Raw genomic sequence first — 22,897 nt, forward strand, 5'->3', positions numbered from 1 at the left:
TTCATCTGTTGTGGTTACCCGGTCAAACCGGGTAACCCTCATGATTATTTTTTATTTAAGTGGCTACGGTATGTATCAAGTACCACTGCAACGATTATCACGGCTCCAGTTATAAAACGTTTTGTCGGTTCGCTCGCGCCAACTTGCGCCAGTCCCGCAGCCAGAACGGAAATAATCAACGCGCCAAGAAACGTACAGATAATAGAGCCACGTCCTCCCATCAGGCTCGTGCCACCAATCACAACTGCGGCAATCACCTGTAGTTCCATGCCAACGCCGCTATTGGGGTCTGCGGCTTCAAGGCGGGCAACCTGAAACAGCGACGCCAGACCGGATAATCCCCCCATCAAGGCAAAGACTGCGATCTTATAAGGACCTGGATTTATACCTGATAATCGAACGGCTTCTTCATTGGTGCCAATACCGATCAAATGGCGGCCAAATACGGTTCGCGTCAGCACCAGATGCCCGGCAACAATGACAACGATCGCGATAATAAAAGATGGGGAGACGCCAAAGAGAATGGGGTCGGCTAAATAATCATAAATAGAACCGAGATACGCGGTCCGCGAGTCAGTTAACTGATACGCTGCTCCGCGGGCCATTTCCAGTACGCCCAGTGAGACGATAAACGCCGGGATACGCCAGGCAACGGTAATCAGGCCTGTTAGCGCCCCAACAAATGTGGCGAGTGCTACGCCTGAAAGCGCGGCCAGCCAGGGCGTCCAATGAAAATTTAAATAGGTGACGCTGACGACTGCAGCAGCAAGCGCCAGCAACGATCCAACGGAAAGATCGATGCCAGCAATGATTAAGATAAATGTCATCCCCACCGACATGACGATTAAATCGGGGATCTGATTCGCAATAGTGCTGAAAGTGTTCATGCTCCAGAAATGAGAACTGAGGCATGAAAATAGGACGATCATTGCGGCTAACGCCCCGAGCAACCCGATATAGCTACTTAGCCCTTTCCATGACGTCGGTGTATTTCTTTTCTCTGCTGCCGTTTGTTTTGTCGCAAAATTGTTTTTCATTTTTTATCCCCGGCTACTCGCTGACAGTCTCTTCTGAATGCTGATAGGCTGAAAATGCAGCCGCTAAAATGCGATCCTGGCTCCAGTTATCACGTGTAAATGTGTTCACTAACTTGCCATCGGAAATGACCGCAATACGATCGCAAACCAGCATCAGTTCACGTAGGTCACTGGAAACGACAACAACGCCTTTTCCCTTAGCTGTTAACGTATTCAGCAATTGATAAATATCTTGCTTGGCACCCACATCAATACCGCGAGTCGGCTCATCAAATAAGACGACTTCACAGTCTCGTTCCAGCCACCGGCTAATGAGAACTTTCTGCTGATTACCACCTGACAGGCTTTCCACGGCCTGTGAAGTGTTCGTTGTACGAACGCCTAAACTTTTAATGTGTTTATTCGCTAATGTGGTTTCACTCAATGTGTTAACGACCGACAAATGGCTAATTTTGTCGCTGTTACCCAACGAGATATTTGCGGCAACCGACTGTGGTAACAGAAGCCCTTCACCTTTACGATCCTCCGTGACTAATGCAATACCGTGTCGGATAGCCTGTGCAGGCGAACGGATCACCACCGGTTTAAGTGGAGTACCAATCAGTAATGTGCCACTGTCTATTTTGTCTGCGCCAAAAATAGCGCGTAGCAGCTCTGTTCTGCCAGAGCCAACAAGGCCACTAATGCCGAGCACTTCGCCACTGTGCAAGGTAAACGACGTGTCCCGAATGATTTTCCCACGCTTAAAATTTTCCACTTTCAGAATGGGTTGACCTGCCTGGCGTCCACTTAAATCAAATGAACTTTCTAAATCGCGGCCGACCATCAACGAAACAAGTTGATCGCGGGTATAGCGTTTAATATCGTCCACGCAAACCAAATGACCATCACGTAGCACCGCGATGTCATCAGCAATCATCGCAAGCTCATCCAGTCGGTGAGAAATATAAATTATTGAAACGCCTCGGGCTTTGAAGAGCGCTATTTGTTTAAACAGCAGTTCGACCTCACGGCTACTGAGCATGGCCGTTGGTTCATCCAGAATCAGTACCCGGCTTTCACCAATCAGGTTTCTGGCGATTTCGATCATCTGTTGGTGACCAATACCCAATTCGCCCACCAGCGTATTTGGATCGACTGATTGCAGCCCAACCATTGCCATCACCGGACGGGCCATTTCTGCTAGCTTTTTTCGATCGATCCAGCCGAATCGATGCGGAAGTTGTTCGAGAAATAAGTTTTCTGCAACCGACAACGTAGGCAGTAAATTGAGTTCTTGCATAACCATGCGAACACCCAGCTTTTCCGCCTCTTTTCGGCTCGCAGGTGCGTAAGGCTGCCCCTGATAAACCATTTTCCCGGTCGTTGCGTTGGTTAACCCGCCAATAATTTTTGATAACGTACTTTTCCCTGCACCGTTTTCTCCCGTCAGGGCCAGGACTTTTCCTGGATATAATGCTAGCGTCACATCCACCAGAACAGGTTCACTGTAGGTTTTACCTACCCCCTGTATTGAGAGGATTTCTTGCCTACTTTTCATATTCTGGCCTTATCCGGTAAGCCGCTCTGATACTCAACTGATGGCAGTACCACAGCGGCGCACTGTTTTCCGCTTATTGTTTGACGATCAGTTTTATTGGCGTTTCTACGTTGCTGGAGAGCTCACTCTGTTTTTTGCCATTTTTTAAGGCATCAAGGGCGGCATCAATACCAAATACAGCTTGTTGAGAGGCAAATTGGTCCGCAGTTGCTAAAACACGGCCGTCATTTAACATAGGCTTAATCGCTTCGATATTGTCATACCCGACAACCAGAACCTGTCCTTTTTTCCCGGCAGAGCGGATGGCGGAAACGGCACCTAATGCCATATTATCGTTATCGGCTAACAGTGCTTTGATATCAGGATACTCACTTAACATTGCCGCCGCGACCGCATTGGCGTTGTTAATTTCCCACTGGCCAGATTGAACAGAAACGACTTTCATGCCGCCCTGCGCCATTGCATTTTGGAAGCCCAGAGTACGTTGCTGAGAGTTGCTGGAGGTAGGGATGCCTTCAATAATGCCAACCTGATCGCCGGCCTTAAGATGCTTCGCTAAATAATCGCCAATTTCTTTTGCACCTTTTTGGTTATCCGGGCCAACAAAAGGAATATTCAGATTTTTATCTTTAAGTACACCGTCATCAAATTTGTTATCAATATTGATGACAATAATACCTGCATCAATTGCCTTCTTAATGACCGGTACAAGGGCTTTCGAGTCTGATGGCGCAATGATAATCGCATCGGCTTTCGAGACAATCATTTGTTCAACGATCTGGATTTGATTTGCCGTATCTGTCTCGTTTTTGATGCCGTTAGAAATCAAATCAAACTTGTCGGCATTTTTTTTCTGATACTCTTTTGCTCCGTTTTCCATGGTCAGGAAAAACTCATTTGCCAGTGACTTCATCACCAGCGCGACTTTAGGTTTATGCGTCTGAGTATCGGCGGCAAAAGCGGGGGCGGTGAAAGTGGCGGAAAGCGCTAAACCGACTGTGGCACCGATAAAACGATAAAACATTTTATTTTTCATGAAATTATCCTATAGGTGTAGGGGGCTGAATGATGCTCTAAACAGCTACTGCATACGATGATAAACGAGTGAATTGTTGGGCATGTTTGATGCACCTTTACGTTCAACTTTCAACGAGGCAAACGCAGAAGCGTACTGCGCCGCATTGATGAGTCCTTTACCGTTTGCAATGCATGCAGCCAGTGCCCCGGTAAAGGCATCGCCTGCTCCACTGGTATCGACAACGGCTGATTTATAGGCAGGAATATGAGTGAAAACTGTGCCATCAAAGATCAGACAACCGTCGCTACCTAACGTGATAATGACGCATTTTGCGCCTTGCACATAAATGCTCCTGGCGGCATTTTTGGCCGAATAGATATCAACAATGTTGATACCAGATAACGCCTCAGCTTCAATTTTGTTCGGCGTAATAATGTCAATTAAATGCAATATTTCTTTGATCTCTGAAACATAAGGCGCCGGGTTCAGGACAACCAGCGATTTTCCCAGTTTTGCCTGCATGATAGCGAAGCGTGTGATCGGAAAATTATTCTCCAGCTGAGTTAAAAAAACTTTGCAATTACGGATGGTATCAATATCCAATAGAATATCTTCCTGGGTAAATGTTTCATTGGCTCCAAGATCGATACTGATCATATTGTCACCCGTGGCACCTGAAACCCATACCATCGCAATGCCCGTGGATGACATTTCATTTTCAAAAAAAGAAAAAGAAGAAATTTCAGTATTGGTTAAATATCTTTTGGCTTTTTTTGAAAACTCATCGGCTCCTAACTTAACGGTAAGATGAACATTATTATTGATTTTAGCCGCGGCAACGGCCTGGTTTGTGCCTTTTCCTCCGGCATAAAAACGGGTTGCAGACGCCCGGATAGTCTGGCCAATCTGAGGAAATGTCGTCGTTTCAGAAACAATATCTATATTAAATGAACCAAGTATGTAAATGCTATCATCAATATAGCTGTTTTGCCTGGCATGAGCAGAAATCGATGTAATTTCTTTGTGGCTTTTGAACCCATTCAATATTGTGTTGGTGAAAGACTGCTCAAATAATGATTCATCAGGTGCGCTTTTTAATTGTGCACCACCATGGAATAACGAGAAAAGACTATTCTGACTTAATTCATTTAAGTCATTACGGATCGTGCGAGTTGTGACAGACAATTCCTTTGCTAATTCGCTAACATAAACCTTTTTATCGGTTACTAACTTAACCCGAATGGCCTTTTGTCTTTCTTGTTTTTTCATTAGCGCTCACCCCAGGTTTTATAGTATTAAATTAATGTTAATATTTATCGCGCAAAGTTCAAAAAAAACACGATAAATCGGAATTTTTTTTTCCGATTTTGCGAATTTGTGAAATGAACAGGAAATTTACGGGAAAACAGGGGGGAGCGGATGTGACTGCTCGTCATCTGGCGATTGGCGAAGCGTAATGCAAAAAGGGCCTGGGTATAGACACAGGCCCTGAGTAACTCGATGATTTGTGTGAACAGTACTCCCCGCATGATGGGGATTTGTTACATTAATGGCGGTGCCCGTGGCCACGTCCACGCCCGCGATGGTCATCGCGATCGTTCCAGCCTTCACGATAGCCACGCTCATAAGCTTTGCGCTTATCCCAGCCGCGATGATAGCCGTTGTCATGACGCCACCAACGATTTTTACGCCATTCATAATTATGGTGCCAGTAATCCCGGTCACGCCAGCGCCCACCGTCCCAGTAGTTGCCGTAGTTATCGCGATCGCCAATTTGTAATTTAATTGACGGCAGCAGGGTGATTTCGCCAGCGTTTGCGGCCAGCGGTGCAAAAGCCAATAACACAGCCGCCAGAATCAGTGACCTGAACATTCTTTCTCTCCTTCACGATCGAGCCGTAGCCGGCCTGTTAACGCAATATTACGGGGCAGTAAAGCCCCGTTTCATCGCCTTAACTCTTAAATCGTCAGAGAGCGCACTTTTTGTTAATAAATGTGTCTTTATTTCCATCAACCCAGGATGGCGTCGATCTCCGCACACTCTTCGGGAGAGAAATGACGGTTTGCCAGCATGCCAACGGCATCTTCAATTTGCGCAGGTTTGCTGGCGCCAATCAGTACTGACGTCACCTTATCATCGCGGAGAACCCAGGCTAACGCCATCTGGGACAGTTTTTGTCCCCGGCGCCCGGCCAGCGCATTAAGGGCACGGACTTTTTCCAGTTTTTGTGGGGTGATCTGGTCTGGGTTGAGAAAACGACTGGCGCTCGCTGCCCGCGAATCCGCCGGAATACCGTTCAGATAACGGTCAGTTAATTGCCCGCCAGCCAGTGGGGAAAAGGCGATACTGCCAACCCCTTTTTCCTGCAAGAGTGATAGCAGGCCCCTCTCAACCTCGCGCTCAAACATGGAATATTTTGGCTGGTGGATGAGACATGGCGTCCCTAAATCATCGAGTATTTCGATCGCCTGCCTGGCGAGATCAGTCGGATAGTTAGAGAGTCCTACGTACAACGCTTTCCCCTGACGCACAATATGATCCAGCGCGTTCATGGTCTCTCTGAGCGGTGTTTGGGGATCGAGGCGGTGATGATAGAAGATATCAACATACTCCAGCCCTATACGTTTCAGGCTTTGATCGAGGCTGGCAATCAGGTACTTGCGCGATCCCCAATCACCGTAGGGACCTTCCCACATGGTATAGCCCGCTTTGGTCGAGATTATCAGTTCATCCCGGTACGATAAAAAATCTTCCTGCAGGATGCGACCGAAGTTGCGTTCAGCCGAACCCGGCGGCGGGCCGTAATTATTCGCCAGATCAAAATGGTTGATCCCCAGATCGAATGCGCGCTGTAACAATGCCCGACTGTTTTCGACCTGCGTGGTATCACCAAAATTGTGCCACAGGCCCAGAGAGACAATCGGTAGTTTGAGCCCACTCTGACCGCAGCGGCGGTATTCCATTGTGTGATAGCGATTTTCGTTAGCCTGATAAACCATGTCGCCTCCTTCCAGAACATATGTGCCTTTCAGTGTATACGGTTACACAATCGATTCTTCAAGGAAATTTAAATCGCCAAAACTGTACATCCTGCTTTCCACCTCCTTCGCAGCGACATTCCTGGACAGTCATCGCAGTTCTTCGATACTCAACATGAGGTTACCGTCAGAAGGATAGCTGTCATGCAAACCCCGTATTCCGTTGCTGATTATCTGCTGGACAGGCTGGCAGGCTGTGGCATTGACCATCTGTTTGGTGTGCCGGGCGATTACAATTTGCAGTTTCTTGACCACGTCATTGACCACTCAAGCGTGCGTTGGGTCGGGTGTGCGAATGAATTGAATGCAGCGTATGCCGCGGATGGCTATGCCCGGGTAGCCGGAGCGGGAGCGCTGCTTACCACTTTTGGTGTGGGCGAGTTAAGCGCAATTAATGGTATTGCAGGAAGTTACGCGGAATACGTTCCTGTCCTGCATATTGTCGGGGCCCCATGTCGCAGCGCTCAGCGTCGTGGCGAGTTAATGCATCACACCCTCGGCGACGGTGACTTTCAGCATTTCTACCGTATGCAACAGTCAGTGACGGTCGCCAGTGCAGTGCTGGATGAACAAAATGCCTGCTATGAAATTGACCGCGTGTTGCAGGCGATGTTAACCGAAAGACGACCGGGTTACCTGATGCTACCTGCTGATGTTGCGAAGCAACCTGCTACACCACCGAGTGACATACTCATTGTTCCCTTGAGCGAGCCGGAAAGTAGTGTAGCTGCTGCGTTTCGCTATCATGCGCGTGAGCAGTTGCTGGACAGTTCGCGCGTGTCGCTATTAGCCGATTTTCTCGCGCTACGCTTTGGCTTGCAGCCCGTTTTACAACGCTGGATGACGGAAACGCCGATGGCTCATGCCACGCTGTTGATGGGCAAAGGATTGTTTGACGAACGACATCCTGCGTTTGTGGGCACATACAGTGCGGGGGCGAGCAGTGATTATGTGCGCCAGGCGATAGAGGATGCCGGTACGATTATTTGCGTCGGCACCCGGTTTGTTGACACGCTGACCGCCGGGTTTACGCAAAACTTGCCTCTCGAGCGAACTATTGAGGTTCAACCCCATGCGTCGCGGGTTGGGGGAAGCTGGTTTAACATCCCTATGGAACAAGCGGTTACTACGCTACGGGAACTGTGCCTGGAAATGTCGTTTTCACTGCCGCCTGAACGTCCTTATGCCGGGCGTCTGCAGGTTGAGAAAGGCCCTCTGACGCAGGAAAATTTCTGGCATACGATGCAACAGTATCTGGCCCCCAACGACATTATTCTTGTCGATCAGGGCACCGCAGCATTTGGCGCAGCTGCGCTGTCACTTCCTGCCGGGGCGGAGGTACTGGTCCAGCCGCTGTGGGGGTCAATCGGTTACGCTTTGCCTGCTGCATTCGGGGCGCAAACAGCCTTCCCGCACCGTAGGGTGATCCTGATTATTGGCGATGGTGCGGCACAGCTCACCATTCAGGAATTGGGAACCATGCTGAGAGACGGGCAAACTCCAGTTATTTTACTGCTCAATAATGACGGTTATACCGTGGAACGTGCCATTCATGGTGCGAACCAACGATACAATGATATAGCCGGATGGAGCTGGACGCTGGTGCCACAGGCGTTAAGTCGTGAATGTCAGGCGGAATGCTGGCGCGTGAAGCAGGCTGTCCAACTGGAAGAGGTTCTGGCTCGTCTGGCAAAACCGCAACGCCTCTCGTTGATAGAAGTGGTGTTGCCGAAGGCTGACCTTCCAGAACTCTTGCGCACGGTGACCCGTGCGCTGGAATCCCGCAATGGGGGATAGCTACTTATCGGGACGGTCAGCAATCATCATTGGTTTTCCGGCTAATAGCAGCCAGGCCGGAAGCATAACGATGCACAACAGCGGTAGTAGGGTGGTGTCCGGCACCACCACTGCCGCCATAAACAGGCTCAGCCATGCATCACGAGTGACGACCAGTACCAATCCCAGAATGGCGCAGGAGACCGTAATCGCGGCAGGAACGGCTTCGACATGGGCGTGCAGCATCAGCCCCAGCGCGACGCCAACGAATACCGCGGGGAAAATCCGCCCACCGCGAAAACCACTCGCTGCAGCCACGACCAGCGCTGCCAGCTTTATCACCGCCAGCATGAAATAGTCCGAGGCTCCCAGCGTCTGGCTAAATGCCATTTGTTGCATCTCATCCAGGCCCTTAAACAGGGTTAGTGGTCCCCCGATAACACCCAGAATACCGAGGATAAAGCCTCCAACGCCGAGGATCAGCACCGGGTGTTTCAGGCGATGCATCAGATGGTGCAAACGAGGCAGGCACCATACGGCCACCATCCCCGCCGCGATAGCAATGGCAGCAACGACCGCGCCGCTGAAGATATCGACCAGATGCATCTGCGTATAGTGCGCGATAGGCAATGAAAAGTGGGGATGAAAGAACAGGCTGGTGGTGAGTGAACCTGCCGCGGCGGCCATTAACGGTGCGAACAGACGATCCCATAGGGGGGCATCGTTGGAGCTGTTCAGCGTTTGCGAAAAGACCAGCGCAGCGGCAACCGGGGTACCAAATAGCGCCCCGATGGTGCCAGCAGAGGCGAGGATGGTCCAGTCCAGCTTTGCAATTCGCGGAAACATGCGGCTACCAATCGCCACTGCCAGCGCAATGTTAACGGTCATGATGGGGTGCTCTGGACCCAAACTGACGCCACCCGCGAGGCCAACAATCAGGGCGGCCAGCAGTCCTGGCAACGCAGACGTCGAGACGGGCATACCGATTAAGGGTTCGCAGGCTGGGTCAGGGCCAGCATGACCATGACTGTAGCGGATGATGAGCCCGACCATGCCCCCGGTAAGCGTGAGCATAGCAATAATCCAGAATGGAGAATCCTGGGCAATACCGATGCTTATGGGCAGACGTTCCCACAAAAATTGCTGTAAAACGGAAGCAACTTTCATCACAGCAATCAGCACCAGACTGGACGCTACACCAATCAGCAGCGCAGGCATTGATAGCAAGAGCATTGTTCTGGCTCGCGGATGGAGCATTTTCTATTCCTTAATACAGAGTCATAGACGTAGTTTGCACAGCCTGCCTAACAGCATCGCTGCAAAAGGTGCTGAAACGATAAAGTAATTCTGTGACCTGGATCGATATTCCACGGGCATCAGCCTTCAGGGCGTTGTTGTTATGCCCCCATGAATTTACAGTGTGGCAAAGATTTATTCTGACTTTAGCGGAGCCGTGAAAGAATGACAAAATATGCTTTAGTAGGTGATGTTGGCGGCACCAATGCGCGTCTTGCTCTGTGCGATATTGCCAGTGGCGAGATTTCGCAGGCGAAAACCTATTCAGGACTGGATTACCCAAGCCTTGAGGCCGTTGTGCGCGTATACCTGGATGAGCATAGCGTTAGCGTCAAAGATGGCTGTATCGCCATTGCCTGTCCAATAACCGGCGACTGGGTGGCCATGACCAACCATACCTGGGCATTCTCTATTGCCGAGATGAAAAAGAATCTGGGCTTTAGCCATCTGGAAATTATCAATGATTTCACAGCCGTATCAATGGCAATCCCAATGCTGAAAAAAGAGCATTTGATCCAGTTTGGCGGCGCTGAGCCTGTCGAGGGCAAACCCATTGCGGTCTATGGCGCAGGCACCGGTCTCGGCGTGGCGCATCTGGTACATGTGGATAAACGCTGGGTGAGCCTGCCAGGCGAGGGGGGGCATGTAGATTTTGCGCCGAACAGCGAGGAAGAAGCGATTATCCTGGAAGTGCTGCGGGCTGAGATTGGTCACGTTTCGGCGGAGCGCGTGCTGTCCGGTCCTGGGCTGGTAAATCTGTATCGCGCGATTGTGAAATCCGACGGACGTTTGCCGGAAAATCTGCAACCGAAAGATATTACGGAACGCGCCCTGGCCGATTCCTGTATTGACTGTCGTCGTGCACTGTCGCTGTTCTGCGTCATCATGGGGCGGTTTGGCGGCGATCTGGCATTAACGCTGGGGACGTTTGGCGGGGTGTACATTGCCGGAGGCATAGTGCCGCGCTTCCTGGAATTCTTTAAAGCGTCGGGTTTTCGCGGTGGTTTTGAGGATAAAGGGCGTTTTAAAGCCTATGTGCAGGATATCCCGGTATATCTGATTGTGCATGATAATCCAGGTCTGCTGGGTTCCGGCGCACATATGCGCCAGACACTGGGGCATATTTTGTAATTGTATCGCAAAAAATCTGCAAAACCGCGTATATCACGCGGTTTTTTTATGCCTGCTGCCCGCCTTTCCGACTTTCGTCACACTTCCTGATTGCGGGATTATTTGTCCAGTAAAAGCATCATTTCTCTGGTAACGGTTGTTCCTTTCCTCAGACCATAATTTCACTCGTTAACTATTACGAGGAAATTAATATGAGCAAAAAACTGATTGCTGTTTGTGCATGTCCGATGGGCCTGGCCCACACCTTTATGGCGGCTCAGGCGCTGGAAGAAGCGGCGGTTGAAGCGGGTTATGAAGTGAAAATTGAAACCCAGGGCGCGGACGGAATTCAAAATCGTCTGACGGCGCAGGATATCGCGGAGGCGACGTTAATCATCCATTCTGTCGCCGTCACCCCGGAAGATAACGAGCGTTTCGAGTCGCGTGACGTCTACGAAATTACGTTACAGGACGCGATAAAAAATGCGGCTGGCATCATTAAAGAGATCGAAGAGATGGTTGCCGCTGAACAACAATAATCATCGACAGGGAATCACGTATGGCCATTAAAAAACGCAGTGCAACCGTTGTGCCTGGCGCATCTGGTGCGGCAGCGGCAATAAAAAATCCACCGGCCTCCCGCAATAGCTTCTGGGGCGAACTTCCGCAACATGTGATGTCGGGTATTTCACGCATGGTGCCGACGTTAATTATGGGCGGGGTCATTCTCGCCTTCTCGCAACTGATCGCTTATAGCTGGCTCGATATACCTGCTGACACCGGCATCATGGATGCGCTGAACAGCGGAAAATTCACCGGTTTTAATCTCTCATTACTGAAATTTGCCTGGCTGTCGCAATCTTTTGGCGGCGTGCTGTTTGGCTTTGCTATCCCGATGTTTGCCGCGTTCGTCGCCAACTCTATCGGCGGCAAGCTGGCATTTCCGGCGGGGTTCATCGGTGGTCTGATGTCCACCCAGCCCACGCAGATACTGAATTTTGACCCAGCGACGCTGCAATGGGCAACCAGTGCTCCCGTTCCGTCAACCTTTATTGGCGCGCTGATTATCTCGATTGTCGCCGGGTATCTGGTGAAGTGGATGAACCAAAAAATCCAGCTACCTGATTTCCTGTTGGCGTTCAAAACCACCTTTTTACTGCCCATTCTTTCCGCCATCTTCGTCATGCTGGCGATGTATTACGTGATAACGCCGTTTGGCGGCTGGATTAACGGCGGAATTCGTACTCTGCTAACGGCGGCCGGGGAGAAAGGCACGCTGATGTATGCAATGGGTATTTCCGCAGCAACGGCGATTGACCTCGGCGGTCCTATCAATAAGGCAGCAGGATTCGTCGCCTTTAGCTTTACCACCGATCACGTTCTGCCGGTCACCGCGCGCTCTATTGCGATTGTGATCCCCCCGATTGGCCTCGGGCTGGCCACGCTTATTGACCGTCGCTTAACCGGCAAACGCCTGTTCAGCGCACAGCTCTACCCGCAGGGAAAAACAGCAATGTTCCTCGCGTTCATGGGCATCAGCGAAGGGGCGATCCCGTTTGCGCTGGAAAGCCCCATCACGGCAATTCCTTCGTATATGGTTGGCGCCATTGTCGGATCGACGGCTGCCGTCTGGCTGGGGGCAGTGCAGTGGTTCCCGGAATCGGCTATCTGGGCATGGCCGCTGGTGACTAACCTCGGCGTCTATATGGCGGGGATCCTGTTAGGCGCGGTGATTACGGCTCTGATGGTGGTGTTCCTACGTAACATGATGTATCGCAAAGGCAAATTGCTGATTGAAAGCCTCTGATTAAAAGGATTGTGACCATGAGCTTACTTGCCTCACTGCGTGACTGGCTAACGGTACAACACCTCGACGCGATGCTGCTGTCATCGCGGCAGAATAAACAGTCGTATATGGGGATCTCCAGCAGTTCCGGGTATGTGTTTATCAGCCATAACAGCGCGCACATCCTGGTTGATTCCCGTTACTACACGGATGTTTCAACGCGCACGCGTGGCTATCAGATCCATCGGCTCGATGGAACGCAGACGCTGTATTCGCAGGTAAATCACATCATTGCCGACGAAAAGCTGCAAACGATAGGGTTCGAAGGCGAGCAGGTTAGCTGGGCAACGGCGCAAGCCTGGTCAGGCAAACTGTGTGCCCGGTTGGTGAGCGCCGTACCGGATGTGCTCCGGCAGGTGAAAACGGTGCAGGAGATAGCCTGCATTCGCGAGGCCTGCCGAATTGCGGACCTTAGCGCTGAACATATTCGCCGCTTTATTCAACCCGGTCTCAGTGAGCGCGAAATCGCCGCCGAACTGGAGTGGTATATGCGTACGCGTGGCGCGGAAAAAGCGTCTTTTGACACCATTGTCGCCAGCGGCTGGCGCGGTGCGCTGCCGCACGGAAAAGCCAGCGACAAGCGTGTCGAGGCGGGTGAGTTCATCACGCTGGATTTTGGCGCACAGTATCAGGGCTATTGTTCGGATATGACGCGAACCTTTCGCATCCCGGACGCCAGCCAGCCCGCGGAAGAGAGCCCTCTGTTTGCCGTGTATCAGATTGTGTTGGCGGCGCAGCGTGCGGCGGTGGCGGCAATTCGACCCGGGCGGCGCTGTCATGAAGTGGACGAGGCTGCTCGCCGGGTGATTGCGCAGGCAGGCTACGGCGATAATTTCGGCCACAATACCGGACACGCAATCGGCATTGAGGTGCATGAAAATCCCCGTTTTTCTCCCTCTGACGCGACTCCTCTGGCGGCTGGCATGCTGCTCACCGTTGAGCCGGGTATTTATCTGCCGGGGCAGGGCGGCGTGCGGATTGAGGATGTGGTGCTGGTGACGCCTGACGGCGGCGAGGTGCTCTATACCATGGCGAAAACATTGCTACACACGGGAGAGGCGTAATGGATTTATCGTTACTAAAGGCGCTGAGCGAGGCGGACGCGATCGCCTCTGCAGAACAGGATGTGCGGCAGATCTTGCTTGAGGAAGCGGATCGTCTGCACAAAGAAGTGCGCTTTGATGGTCTGGGATCGGTGCTGATCCGTCTGAATGAATCAACCGGTCCGAAGGTAATGATTTGCGCGCACATGGATGAAGTGGGATTTATCGTGCGCAGTATTTCCAGCGAAGGGGCGATTGATGTCTTACCGGTGGGAAATGTGCGCATGGCGGCCAGACAACTGCAGCCGGTGCGGATCACCACCCGCGAAGAGAGCAAAATCCCCGGTCTGCTTGACGGAGAGCGTAACGGCAACGAGGTCGGCGCGCTGCGGGTGGACATTGGCGCGCGCTCTTATGAAGAGGTGCTTCAGGCCGGTGTGCGCCCGGGCGATCGCGTCACCTTTGATACCACCTTTCAGGTTTTGCCGCACCAACGAGTGATGGGCAAAGCCTTTGATGACCGGCTTGGATGTTATTTGCTGGTGGCGCTGCTGCGCGAATGGCATGACGCCACTCTCCCTTGTGAGGTTTGGCTGGTAGCCAGCTCCAGCGAAGAAGTGGGGCTGCGCGGAGGACAAACGGCAGCACGCGCGGTCGCGCCGGATGTGGCGATCGTGCTGGATACCGCCTGCTGGGCCAAAAACTTTGATTATGGTACGGCCAACCATCGGCAGCTCGGTAAAGGTCCGATGCTGGTGTTAAGTGATAAATCGCTGATTGCACCGCCAAAGCTGACGGCTTGGGTTGAAAGCGTGGCCGCTGACGCGGGCATTTCCCTGCAGCTCGATATGTTCAGTAATGGCGGCACCGACGGTGGGGCGGTGCACGTCAGCGGCACAGGGATCCCAACGGTTGTTATGGGACCTGCCACGCGTCATGGGCACTGCGCGGCGTCGATTGCCGACTGTCGTGACATCATTCAGACGCAGCAGTTATTGTCGGCTCTTATTTCACATCTTACGTGCGAAACCGTGGCTCATCTGACGGATTTCAGGTGCTGATTTCGCGCTAATCAGGAGTTGTTATGCTAACGATTCAATTTCTTTGCCCGTTACCCAATGGCCTGCATGCGCGCCCTGCGTGGGAGCTGAAAGAGCAGTGCAGCCAGTGGCAAAGTGAGGTGATATTGATTAACCATCGCCAGAATGCGAGGGCGGATGCGAAAAGCTCGCTGGCGCTGATCGGTACCGGGACGCTGTTTAACGACAGCTGTAGCCTGACTATTAGCGGTCGTGATGAAGAACAGGCCCGGCGAGCGCTGGAGGAGTATCTCCAGCACCAGTTTATTGACAGCGACAGCGTTCAGCCGACGCAGGCGGAACTGGCGGCGCATCCGTTGCCGCGTTCGTTGATTCGCCTCAACCCAGACCTTCTTTATGGCACCGTGCTGGCAGGCGGCGTGGGGGCAGGTCAGCTCACGCTGTGGCAGAGCGATAATCTGGAAAGCTATCGCGCGATTGAGGCGAGTGCGGAAGATAATACCCGGCTGGAGCACAGTCTGGCGACGCTTGCCGAACAGCTCAATCAGCAGCTGCGCGAGCGCGATGGACAGAGTAAAGCCATCCTTAGCGCGCATCTGTCTCTGATTCAGGACGACGAGTTTGCCGGGAATATTCGCCGCTTAATGCTGGAGCACCATCTGGGGCTAGGCACGGCGATTATCGCCAATATGGAACAGGTGTGCGACAAGCTGTCGGCCTCCGGTAGCGATTATCTGCGCGAGCGCGTCAGCGATATTCGTGATATCAGCGAACAGCTGCTGCACATCACCTGGCCTGAAAGACGACCGCGTAATGCGCTGGTGCTGAATAAATCGACGATTCTGGTTGCTGAGGACTTGACGCCCAGCCAGTTTTTAAGCCTCGATTTGCAACATCTGTCTGGCATGATCCTCGAGAAAACAGGGCGCACCTCGCATACCCTGATCCTCGCTCGCGCGTCGGCTATTCCGGTGCTTAGCGGCTTGCCGCTGGAAGCTATCAGCCGGTATGCTGGACAGCAGGCGGTGCTGGATGCCCGCTGTGGGGTTCTGGCCATCAATCCGGATGATGCGGTTCGCGGCTATTACGCGATTGCGCAGAGGCTGGCCGATGAATGCCAGCGGCAGCAGGCGCTTGATGCCGCCCAGCCCGCGCTGACCAAAGATAATCAGCGTATTGACGTTGCGGCGAATATCGGTACCGCGCTGGAAGCGCCGGGAGCGTTTGCCAATGGCGCGGAAGGGATTGGCCTGTTTCGTACTGAAATGCTGTTTATGGACCGCGACAGCGCGCCTGATGAGCAGGAACAGTTTGAAGCCTATCAGCAGGTCTTATTAGCCGCGGGGGACAAGCCGGTTATCTTTCGCACCATGGATATCGGCGGCGATAAGAACATTCGCTATCTCAATATTCCGCAGGAAGAAAACCCGTTCCTGGGCTATCGTGCGGTGCGGATTTATCCGGAGTTTGCCGGACTGTTTCGCACGCAGTTACGCGCCATTTTACGTGCGGCGACCTTCGGTAATGCGCAACTGATGATCCCGATGGTACACAGTCTCGACCAGATTTTGTGGGTAAAAAGCGAACTGCAGAAGGCGATGGTTGAGCTAAACACCGACGGTTTACGCAATGCCTCAACTATCCCGCTGGGGATTATGGTTGAAGTGCCGTCGGTGTGTTACATCATCGACCATTTCTGCGATGAGGTGGATTTCTTCAGTATTGGCTCAAACGATATGACCCAGTATCTGTACGCCGTCGATCGTAATAATCCGCGCGTTTCGCCGCTGTACAACCCGATTACGCCGTCGTTTCTGCGTATGTTGCAGCAGATTGTCCGCGTGGCGCACGAACGCGGTAAATGGGTGGGCATTTGTGGGGAACTGGGCGGGGAAGGTCGCTATTTACCGCTGCTGCTGGGTTTAGGACTCGACGAGCTGAGCATGAGCAGTCCGCGTATTCCGGCGGTGAAAAGTCAGCTTCGTCAACTGGACAGTCACGCATGCCGTGAACTTGCCATGCGCGCCTGCGAGTGTCGTAGCGCTCAGGAGATAGAAGATCTGCTCAACCTGTTTGCGCCGCAGAAAGATGTGCGTCCGCTGCTGGCGCTGGAGAATATTTTCGTTGGCGAGCCACTGACCAACAAAGAGCAGGTGATTCAGTTTCTGTGCGGCAATCTTGGCGTTAATGGGCGGACTGAACATCCGTTTGAGCTGGAAGAAGATGTCTGGCAGCGCGAAGAGATCGTCACCACCGCCGTCGGCTTTGGCGTGGCTATCCCGCACACCAAATCCCAGTGGATCAGCCACTCCAGCATCAGCATTGCCCGGCTTCTGCAGCCTGTTGACTGGCAGTCTGAGATGGGGGACGTGGAACTGGTGATCATGCTGACGCTGGGTGCCGATGAAGGCATTAACCACGTGAAGGTCTTCTCACAGCTGGCGCGCAAGCTGGTGAACAAGCAGTTCCGCCAGTCGCTGTTTGCCGCTGAAAATGCTGACAGTATTCTGGCGCTGCTGGAGGCGGAACTGACGTTTTAAGTTTGACAGCAAGAGTGGATAAGAGGGTCAGAAGGGAAATTATCAATCAGACAACGGTAGTTTCCCGGCCCTCAACAACGTCATCTCTTGTTTGCAGAGCAGCACCACCGCTTCGCGTCCCTTTACACGGTGGGTGGTGAGAGCCTTTTTCACGGTCCGACGATCCGCACCTGATTCCAGCATCTGAAAACACATCAGGGAGAGTGCACGTCTGTTTTTCATCGTATATTCACTTTATTGAGTAAGCCTGTGGGGTATTAAACCCGTTGATGCTGTCTCAATCAACGTGCAGACTGAAAACGTGCGCCGTACTCTCCCGGCGTCAGACCAAACTGACGCCGGAACAGGCGGCAGAAATAATCACTGTCCTGATACCCACACCGCTGCGCGACCTCGCTAATAGACAGATGGTATTTCTGTAAGATGATGCGCGCTTTCGCCATTCTGACCCACCGCAGATACTCGACAAACCCCATAGTGCCGTGCTGGGCAAACACTTTTGACAGGTGATTGGGGGTGATATTAAAAAACTGCGCTACGCTTTCCCGGGTCAGCGGTTGGGCATAGTTATCCTGTACCCAATTACACATACTGTGATAGAGAAATTCAGTGCGCGGGCGCTCTGTCTCAGGGCGCGTATTCACCACGCTACGACACAGATGCAGCAGACTAAGCACCAACGGCTGAATGATATCCTGAGCCTGAGGAGAGCGGCTTAAATGCGTTAATGCGGTCAGCATCGCCTCACCTTCGCCGCGCTGCGGATGCGGTAACTCAATGCGGCGCAGCGGGCGCAACAGCGATGCGGTTCGGTTATCGTAAAATGAGAGCCCCAGCCAGGCCGGAGAAAACACCAGGCTCAGCAGCATCACGGGCTTGTCGCTGCCGGGTAGATTTGCCGCTTTCGCCGGGATAAACAGCATGTCGCCTTCTGGCAGACTATGCTGCTTGGTTTCCAGCCGATTGCTGTATTCGCCACGCAAAACGATATCGAGGCGTGGAAGATCAATACATAAACTACCGCCTGGTAGCGTGGTGGGCTGGGTCGCGAACCATACGCGCCCCAGGCGCTGCGGGTTTAATACCAGGCCGCTGAACAGATCGGCGAAAAACTGTTGGTCTGCGGGTAGGCCTGGCTCTTTCATCGCTCTTTCTCTGCGCTATAAATGCATTAACTGTCTGAACTCTTTCACTTTACTCCGGCTAACCGGGATTTCAAATTCCAGATCTTTTAATCGTAAAATATAGGTGTTGTTAAACCATGGTTCGATCTCGCGGATTTTGTTCAGGTTTACGCAGAATGAGCGGTGGCAGCGGAAAAAATGTGAGGCAGGCAGTTTACTGCAAAATTCGGTGATGTTCATCGGCATGACATACGATTCGCGTCGCGTGTAGACGAAGGTCATCTTTTCATGGGCTTCAGCGTAGTAAATATCGTTGATTGGCGTAACGATGATCCGCTCGTCTTTGATCAGGTTGATCGTATCGTTTTCACGCGTCACCTGGCTGGTAAGGGGGGTTCCTGTTTGCTGCTGCCAGGCCGCCTCCAGTTTTTGCAACATGCCGACAATCCGTGATTCCTGGTACGGTTTCAGAATGTAGTCAAACGCTTCCAGTTCAAAGGCTTCAACAGCGTGTTCTTTCCAGGCAGTAATAAACACAATAAAGGGTTTATGCGCGAACTGACTGATGTTTTGCGCCAGCAGCACACCATCCAGTGACGGAATATTAATATCCAGAAAAATAGCGTCAACGCGGTTGTGCTGCAGGTATTTAAGTACATCCAGACCGTCGTCAAATGTGCCGACAATCTCCATCTGGCTGTGCTCTTTTATCAGCCAGCTAAGTTCCTGTTGGGCTAGGAATTCATCTTCAACAATGATGACTTTCACAACTTAACTCCTGGTTAAAGCAATAATGTGGCCGGGGCTGCTGCAGGTGAGTGCTGGTTTGGCACGTAAAAGGCAATCTCTGTGCCAGGCTCAAGACGGCGGATATGTAGCCCTTCGCCGTACAGGAGTTTAACGCGGTGATGCACATTCAACAGGCCAATTTTATTGCCCGGCATTTCATTGGACTCAACGCGTTCAATGACTTTCGGATCGATACCATGACCGGTATCTCTGACGGCAATGCGTACCCGATTACCACATTCCGCCACGCTGATAGTGACCACACCTTTCCCTTTGCAGGGTTGGATCCCATGGACGATGGCATTTTCAACCAATGGCTGAATCAGCAGGCTGGGAATAAAACAGCTGACCTCTTCATCAATATCATAAATAACCGTCAATTTATCGCCAAAACGGGCCTGCTCAATGGCAATGTAATCCTTAATTTGATACAGCTCTTTCTTGATATCGATCTGCTCATCATCTTTTAATTCAATATTATAGCGAAGATAGCGAGATAAATTAAAAATGAGCTGGCGTGCAGTGTCCGGGTTTAGCCGCACTGACGATGAGATCGCGTTTAACGCATTAAACAGGAAATGGGGATTTATTTTACTTTGTAGTGCCCGCAACTCTGCCTTATTTGCCATTTCACGTAGCTGCTCGGCGCGGGAAACCTCAAGCTGAGTCGAGATAATTTGTGACAGACCGATAGCCATTTCTTGTAATGAAGAGGTGATCTGGTGGGCATGGCAGTAGTAGATTTTCAGCGTACCGGTGACCACACCTTTTTCCCACAACGGTATTACCAGCATGGAGTGTATTTCCGGCGTGCGATGTGCTTCATCATTGTTCTTTATGATGATTTTTCCGTAATTTATCGCCTGCTGGGTGGTAGGGCTAACGAAATCATCGTTATCGCGGTAGTTCAGTTCGCCAACGCCGACATAGGCCAGAACGTGCTGGGTATTGGTGATCGCGACGGCATCGGCATGAATATCATGGCGAATAATTTCGCACACCTGGCGTAGCGACTCGCTATTGACCTGACGAAAAAGCGGCAGGGTTTTGTTAGCGATATCCAGCGCCAGTTTAGCCTGTTTTGCCGCACTGGCTTCTTTCTCTCCTTCCACGCTTTGTACCAGCATGACGATAAAGCCGATACAGACGCTGCCAAGGATCATTGGGATACCGATTTTCGAGACAATATCCAGCCCCAGTTCGGTAGTGGGGGCCCAGGCGACCACCAGAATCATGGTCAATGACTCGCACAGCATCCCGCCTAAAATACCGGCGCGCCAGTGTTGCGCCTTAGGGATTTTTCGGTTGATCCAACCCGCAATACAGCCAGCAAGGATACTGGTAATAAAACAGGGAAGGGCGGTAACACCCCCAATATCAATCAGATAACGGTGTGTGCCCGCGATGAGTCCGGTAATGATACCGACCCATGGGCCGAACAGAATTCCTCCTGACATCACGGCGATAATTCGCACGTTCACCAGTGAGCCTTCTACCGGTACACCAGACCAGGTGCTGAACAGGGCAAACATGGAGAAAATGGCAGTAACGGCGAGCAGCTCTTTCACCGAGTGAGCTGACTTGTGCAACAGTTCGCGGAACAGGCGGATACGAATCAGGAAAAACAGACAAAAAAGCATCAGCGCTGCCCGATCAAAGACCGCCAGCAGCATATTGAATATTTCGTGCACAGGTGACTCTTGCGAAGGGGTTAAACCTCTATGATAGGTAACCCGAGGCAGGATGACCAGCATCCCTGTCAGCATGGGCTAATGAGGAAAAACCACAATATTAAAAGGGGATTGTTGCATGATTGTTGTATTTACAATACCTCTCCAGAGAAGGCGAACTTCAACGTAATGTATTTAATAACAAAATGTTAAAAATTGGTGATTTCATAAGGAGTGGATATTCATGAATTTCCCGTTTTAGAAACGTTGTTCCTCTTTTATGCCGATAAAAAATATTTTGCTGTACCTCTCGACAGAAGGAAATTAATCAGGCTATTTTCTAAACGTGCCACCATCGTGGCAGCGTCGCTCGGACGGTCCGGGCGCTAACGTACATCTGAGGATATTATGGCTGATTCCCGCCCTGAACGTCGTTTTACGCGTATTGATCGTCTTCCCCCTTACGTTTTTAACATTACCGCTGAACTGAAGATGGCTGCGCGTCGGCGCGGCGAAGATATTATCGATTTCAGCATGGGGAATCCGGATGGTGCCACGCCTCCTCACATTGTCGAAAAACTGTGTACCGTGGCGCAGCGCCCGGATACCCACGGTTATTCAACGTCGCGCGGTATTCCTCGTTTACGTCGGGCGATTTCTCGCTGGTATCAGGAACGCTATGACGTCGAGATCGATCCTGAATCCGAAGCGATTGTAACGATTGGCTCCAAAGAGGGGCTGGCTCACCTGATGTTGGCGACATTGGATCACGGCGACACGGTCCTGGTGCCGAATCCCAGTTACCCCATCCATATTTATGGTGCCGTTATCGCCGGTGCACAGGTGCGTTCCGTGCCGCTGGTGGAAGGGGTCGACTTCTTTAATGAACTGGAGCGTGCGATTCGCGAAAGCTACCCGAAACCGAAGATGATGATCTTAGGCTTCCCGTCCAACCCGACGGCACAGTGTGTCGAGCTGGCGTTTTTCGAAAAGGTCGTCGCACTGGCTAAACGCTACGACGTGCTGGTGGTTCATGACCTGGCCTATGCCGATATTGTCTACGATGGCTGGAAAGCGCCATCGATTATGCAGGTTCCGGGTGCCCGTGATGTTGCCGTTGAATTTTTCACCTTGTCGAAAAGCTATAACATGGCGGGGTGGCGCATTGGCTTTATGGTTGGCAATAAAACGCTGGTAAACGCACTGGCGCGCATTAAGAGCTATCACGATTACGGAACGTTTACACCGCTGCAGGTAGCCGCTATTGCAGCGCTGGAAGGCGATCAGCAGTGCGTGCGAGATATTGCGGAGCAATATAAACGCCGTCGCGATGTGCTGGTCAAGGGGCTGCATGAAGCGGGCTGGATGGTTGAAATGCCAAAAGCGTCGATGTACGTGTGGGCAAAAATTCCGGAGCAGTACGCCGCAATGGGGTCGCTTGAATTTGCCAAAAAATTGCTGAATGAGGCGAAGGTCTGTGTTTCGCCGGGGATTGGCTTTGGGGACTATGGTGATACACACGTGCGTTTTGCGTTGATTGAGAACCGCGACCGTACCCGCCAGGCAATCCGCGGAATCAAAGCCATGTTCCGCGCAGATGGTTTACTGCCGGCCAGTCCGAAATCAGCCACTGAAAGTACCGACTAACAAAACCTTCACCTCACACATGCAAACAGGAGCCAAATGGCTCCTGTTTTTTTGCTGCATCTTTCAATTTAGATCATCAGGGCAAAAGTACCGGCCCACACGATGACCATAAAAGAAATGCCCATAAAGAAATATTTCACTTTTCATCTCTCCGCATACGATGAGTACGCCTAAATGAACATCTGCTTACCTGACAGAGAGCTGATGCGAGCATAAACGAAAGGGAGAATACCCCGCGTTTGCTTGGCTGCATCACCCCAGAATTCTGAGCTTTAATGCTCCAGACGGCGCTAATGTACGCCTAAAAATGAGGTGAAACAAGAGGCGTTTTTTTATTTAATTTTAGTAACTTACAAGTGTCGTGATTCGGCGACAGTTTAAT

At 51.7% G+C, this 22,897-nt stretch carries 20 protein-coding genes; 8 read left to right on the forward strand and 12 right to left on the reverse strand.

Annotation, left to right across the window (positions count from 1 at the left end):
* Positions 1 to 44 precede the first annotated feature (44 nt).
* The 6 genes from I6L54_RS08625 to mgrA form a co-directional block, all read right to left on the reverse strand.
* The gene (locus I6L54_RS08625; RefSeq protein ID WP_040231452.1) at positions 45 to 1,037 is read right to left on the reverse strand and encodes an ABC transporter permease; all 993 of its coding nucleotides are present in this window, start codon (positions 1,035 to 1,037) and stop codon (positions 45 to 47) included.
* Positions 1,038 to 1,050: 13 nt separating this feature from the next.
* Complete coding sequence (locus I6L54_RS08630) at positions 1,051 to 2,577, reverse strand: sugar ABC transporter ATP-binding protein (RefSeq protein ID WP_040231451.1); 1,527 nt, start codon at positions 2,575 to 2,577, stop codon at positions 1,051 to 1,053.
* Between the two features lie 73 nt (positions 2,578 to 2,650).
* Entirely contained in the window at positions 2,651 to 3,613 is a 963-nt protein-coding gene (locus tag I6L54_RS08635; protein ID WP_040231449.1) for a sugar ABC transporter substrate-binding protein, read from the reverse strand.
* 45 nt (positions 3,614 to 3,658) lie between these two features.
* Complete coding sequence (locus tag I6L54_RS08640; protein WP_040231447.1) at positions 3,659 to 4,864, reverse strand: PfkB family carbohydrate kinase; 1,206 nt, start codon at positions 4,862 to 4,864, stop codon at positions 3,659 to 3,661.
* 277 nt (positions 4,865 to 5,141) lie between these two features.
* A complete protein-coding gene (gene ypeC / locus I6L54_RS08645) occupies positions 5,142 to 5,468 on the reverse strand; it encodes a DUF2502 domain-containing protein YpeC (RefSeq protein ID WP_005122377.1) in 327 nt (108 codons plus the stop codon).
* A 137-nt stretch (positions 5,469 to 5,605) separates the two neighbouring features.
* Positions 5,606 to 6,595 carry an L-glyceraldehyde 3-phosphate reductase gene (mgrA, locus tag I6L54_RS08650; RefSeq protein ID WP_040231446.1) on the reverse strand — a complete coding sequence of 330 codons (990 nt, stop codon included), beginning with the start codon at positions 6,593 to 6,595 and terminating at the stop codon, positions 5,606 to 5,608.
* A gap of 183 nt (positions 6,596 to 6,778) precedes the next feature.
* Here mgrA and I6L54_RS08655 point away from each other — a divergent pair, with 183 nt between their 5' ends.
* Positions 6,779 to 8,431 carry an alpha-keto acid decarboxylase family protein gene (locus I6L54_RS08655; protein WP_040231445.1) on the forward strand — a complete coding sequence of 551 codons (1,653 nt, stop codon included), beginning with the start codon at positions 6,779 to 6,781 and terminating at the stop codon, positions 8,429 to 8,431.
* On the opposite strand, the gene I6L54_RS08660 is transcribed toward I6L54_RS08655, so the two are convergent.
* A complete protein-coding gene (locus I6L54_RS08660) occupies positions 8,432 to 9,667 on the reverse strand; it encodes an ion channel protein (protein WP_005122370.1) in 1,236 nt (411 codons plus the stop codon).
* A 204-nt stretch (positions 9,668 to 9,871) separates the two neighbouring features.
* Here I6L54_RS08660 and glk point away from each other — a divergent pair, with 204 nt between their 5' ends.
* The 6 genes from glk to ptsP all read left to right on the forward strand — a co-directional run bounded on the left by glk (position 9,872) and on the right by ptsP (position 17,285).
* Positions 9,872 to 10,837 (forward strand): glucokinase, encoded by a 966-nt coding sequence (gene glk, locus I6L54_RS08665; protein ID WP_040231443.1) that lies wholly within the window; start codon positions 9,872 to 9,874, stop codon positions 10,835 to 10,837.
* Between the two features lie 191 nt (positions 10,838 to 11,028).
* Positions 11,029 to 11,355 (forward strand): PTS fructose transporter subunit IIB, encoded by a 327-nt coding sequence (locus tag I6L54_RS08670; RefSeq protein WP_003028254.1) that lies wholly within the window; start codon positions 11,029 to 11,031, stop codon positions 11,353 to 11,355.
* A 20-nt stretch (positions 11,356 to 11,375) separates the two neighbouring features.
* Entirely contained in the window at positions 11,376 to 12,623 is a 1,248-nt protein-coding gene (locus I6L54_RS08675) for a PTS fructose transporter subunit IIC (RefSeq protein WP_003834874.1), read from the forward strand.
* A gap of 17 nt (positions 12,624 to 12,640) precedes the next feature.
* Positions 12,641 to 13,726, forward strand: a complete 1,086-nt coding sequence (gene ypdF, locus I6L54_RS08680) for an aminopeptidase (RefSeq protein ID WP_040231441.1) — start codon at positions 12,641 to 12,643, stop codon at positions 13,724 to 13,726.
* Entirely contained in the window at positions 13,726 to 14,766 is a 1,041-nt protein-coding gene (ypdE, locus tag I6L54_RS08685) for an aminopeptidase (RefSeq protein WP_040231440.1), read from the forward strand. The genes ypdF and ypdE overlap by 1 nt, the downstream gene beginning before the upstream one ends.
* A 23-nt stretch (positions 14,767 to 14,789) precedes the next feature.
* On the forward strand, positions 14,790 to 17,285 hold the full coding sequence (gene ptsP / locus I6L54_RS08690) for a phosphoenolpyruvate--protein phosphotransferase (RefSeq protein ID WP_040231439.1): 2,496 nt from the start codon (positions 14,790 to 14,792) through the stop codon (positions 17,283 to 17,285).
* A gap of 42 nt (positions 17,286 to 17,327) precedes the next feature.
* On the opposite strand, the gene I6L54_RS08695 is transcribed toward ptsP, so the two are convergent.
* From I6L54_RS08695 to I6L54_RS08710, 4 genes are read right to left on the reverse strand one after another with little or no spacing between them, the layout of a single operon-like run.
* Positions 17,328 to 17,507: a hypothetical protein gene (locus I6L54_RS08695; RefSeq protein ID WP_040231437.1), complete on the reverse strand. Its 180-nt coding sequence runs from the start codon at positions 17,505 to 17,507 to the stop codon at positions 17,328 to 17,330.
* Between the two features lie 59 nt (positions 17,508 to 17,566).
* Complete coding sequence (locus I6L54_RS08700; protein ID WP_040231435.1) at positions 17,567 to 18,430, reverse strand: AraC family transcriptional regulator; 864 nt, start codon at positions 18,428 to 18,430, stop codon at positions 17,567 to 17,569.
* 15 nt (positions 18,431 to 18,445) lie between these two features.
* Positions 18,446 to 19,177, reverse strand: a complete 732-nt coding sequence (ypdB, locus tag I6L54_RS08705) for a two-component system response regulator YpdB (protein ID WP_040231434.1) — start codon at positions 19,175 to 19,177, stop codon at positions 18,446 to 18,448.
* 14 nt (positions 19,178 to 19,191) lie between these two features.
* A complete protein-coding gene (locus I6L54_RS08710) occupies positions 19,192 to 20,889 on the reverse strand; it encodes a sensor histidine kinase (protein WP_086523807.1) in 1,698 nt (565 codons plus the stop codon).
* A 387-nt stretch (positions 20,890 to 21,276) separates the two neighbouring features.
* Between I6L54_RS08710 and alaC the strand changes: the two genes are divergently transcribed.
* Positions 21,277 to 22,515: an alanine transaminase gene (gene alaC / locus I6L54_RS08715; protein ID WP_005129786.1), complete on the forward strand. Its 1,239-nt coding sequence runs from the start codon at positions 21,277 to 21,279 to the stop codon at positions 22,513 to 22,515.
* A 68-nt stretch (positions 22,516 to 22,583) separates the two neighbouring features.
* On the opposite strand, the gene ypdK is transcribed toward alaC, so the two are convergent.
* Complete coding sequence (gene ypdK / locus I6L54_RS08720; RefSeq protein ID WP_010723117.1) at positions 22,584 to 22,655, reverse strand: membrane protein YpdK; 72 nt, start codon at positions 22,653 to 22,655, stop codon at positions 22,584 to 22,586.
* Between the last annotated feature and the right edge of the window lie 242 nt (positions 22,656 to 22,897).

The organism is Citrobacter pasteurii (assembly GCF_019047765.1).
GTDB classification, from domain to species: domain Bacteria; phylum Pseudomonadota; class Gammaproteobacteria; order Enterobacterales; family Enterobacteriaceae; genus Citrobacter; species Citrobacter pasteurii.

Coding starts and splice junctions, on each gene's coding strand:
- I6L54_RS08625 (WP_040231452.1), bottom strand. CDS start 1,037: ATGAAAAACAATTTTGCGACAAAACAAACGGCAGCAGAGAAAAGAAAT.
- I6L54_RS08630 (WP_040231451.1), bottom strand. CDS start 2,577: ATGAAAAGTAGGCAAGAAATCCTCTCAATACAGGGGGTAGGTAAAACC.
- I6L54_RS08635 (WP_040231449.1), bottom strand. CDS start 3,613: ATGAAAAATAAAATGTTTTATCGTTTTATCGGTGCCACAGTCGGTTTA.
- I6L54_RS08640 (WP_040231447.1), bottom strand. CDS start 4,864: ATGAAAAAACAAGAAAGACAAAAGGCCATTCGGGTTAAGTTAGTAACC.
- ypeC (WP_005122377.1), bottom strand. CDS start 5,468: ATGTTCAGGTCACTGATTCTGGCGGCTGTGTTATTGGCTTTTGCACCG.
- mgrA (WP_040231446.1), bottom strand. CDS start 6,595: ATGGTTTATCAGGCTAACGAAAATCGCTATCACACAATGGAATACCGC.
- I6L54_RS08655 (WP_040231445.1), top strand. CDS start 6,779: ATGCAAACCCCGTATTCCGTTGCTGATTATCTGCTGGACAGGCTGGCA.
- I6L54_RS08660 (WP_005122370.1), bottom strand. CDS start 9,667: ATGCTCCATCCGCGAGCCAGAACAATGCTCTTGCTATCAATGCCTGCG.
- glk (WP_040231443.1), top strand. CDS start 9,872: ATGACAAAATATGCTTTAGTAGGTGATGTTGGCGGCACCAATGCGCGT.
- I6L54_RS08670 (WP_003028254.1), top strand. CDS start 11,029: ATGAGCAAAAAACTGATTGCTGTTTGTGCATGTCCGATGGGCCTGGCC.
- I6L54_RS08675 (WP_003834874.1), top strand. CDS start 11,376: ATGGCCATTAAAAAACGCAGTGCAACCGTTGTGCCTGGCGCATCTGGT.
- ypdF (WP_040231441.1), top strand. CDS start 12,641: ATGAGCTTACTTGCCTCACTGCGTGACTGGCTAACGGTACAACACCTC.
- ypdE (WP_040231440.1), top strand. CDS start 13,726: ATGGATTTATCGTTACTAAAGGCGCTGAGCGAGGCGGACGCGATCGCC.
- ptsP (WP_040231439.1), top strand. CDS start 14,790: ATGCTAACGATTCAATTTCTTTGCCCGTTACCCAATGGCCTGCATGCG.
- I6L54_RS08695 (WP_040231437.1), bottom strand. CDS start 17,507: ATGAAAAACAGACGTGCACTCTCCCTGATGTGTTTTCAGATGCTGGAA.
- I6L54_RS08700 (WP_040231435.1), bottom strand. CDS start 18,430: ATGAAAGAGCCAGGCCTACCCGCAGACCAACAGTTTTTCGCCGATCTG.
- alaC (WP_005129786.1), top strand. CDS start 21,277: ATGGCTGATTCCCGCCCTGAACGTCGTTTTACGCGTATTGATCGTCTT.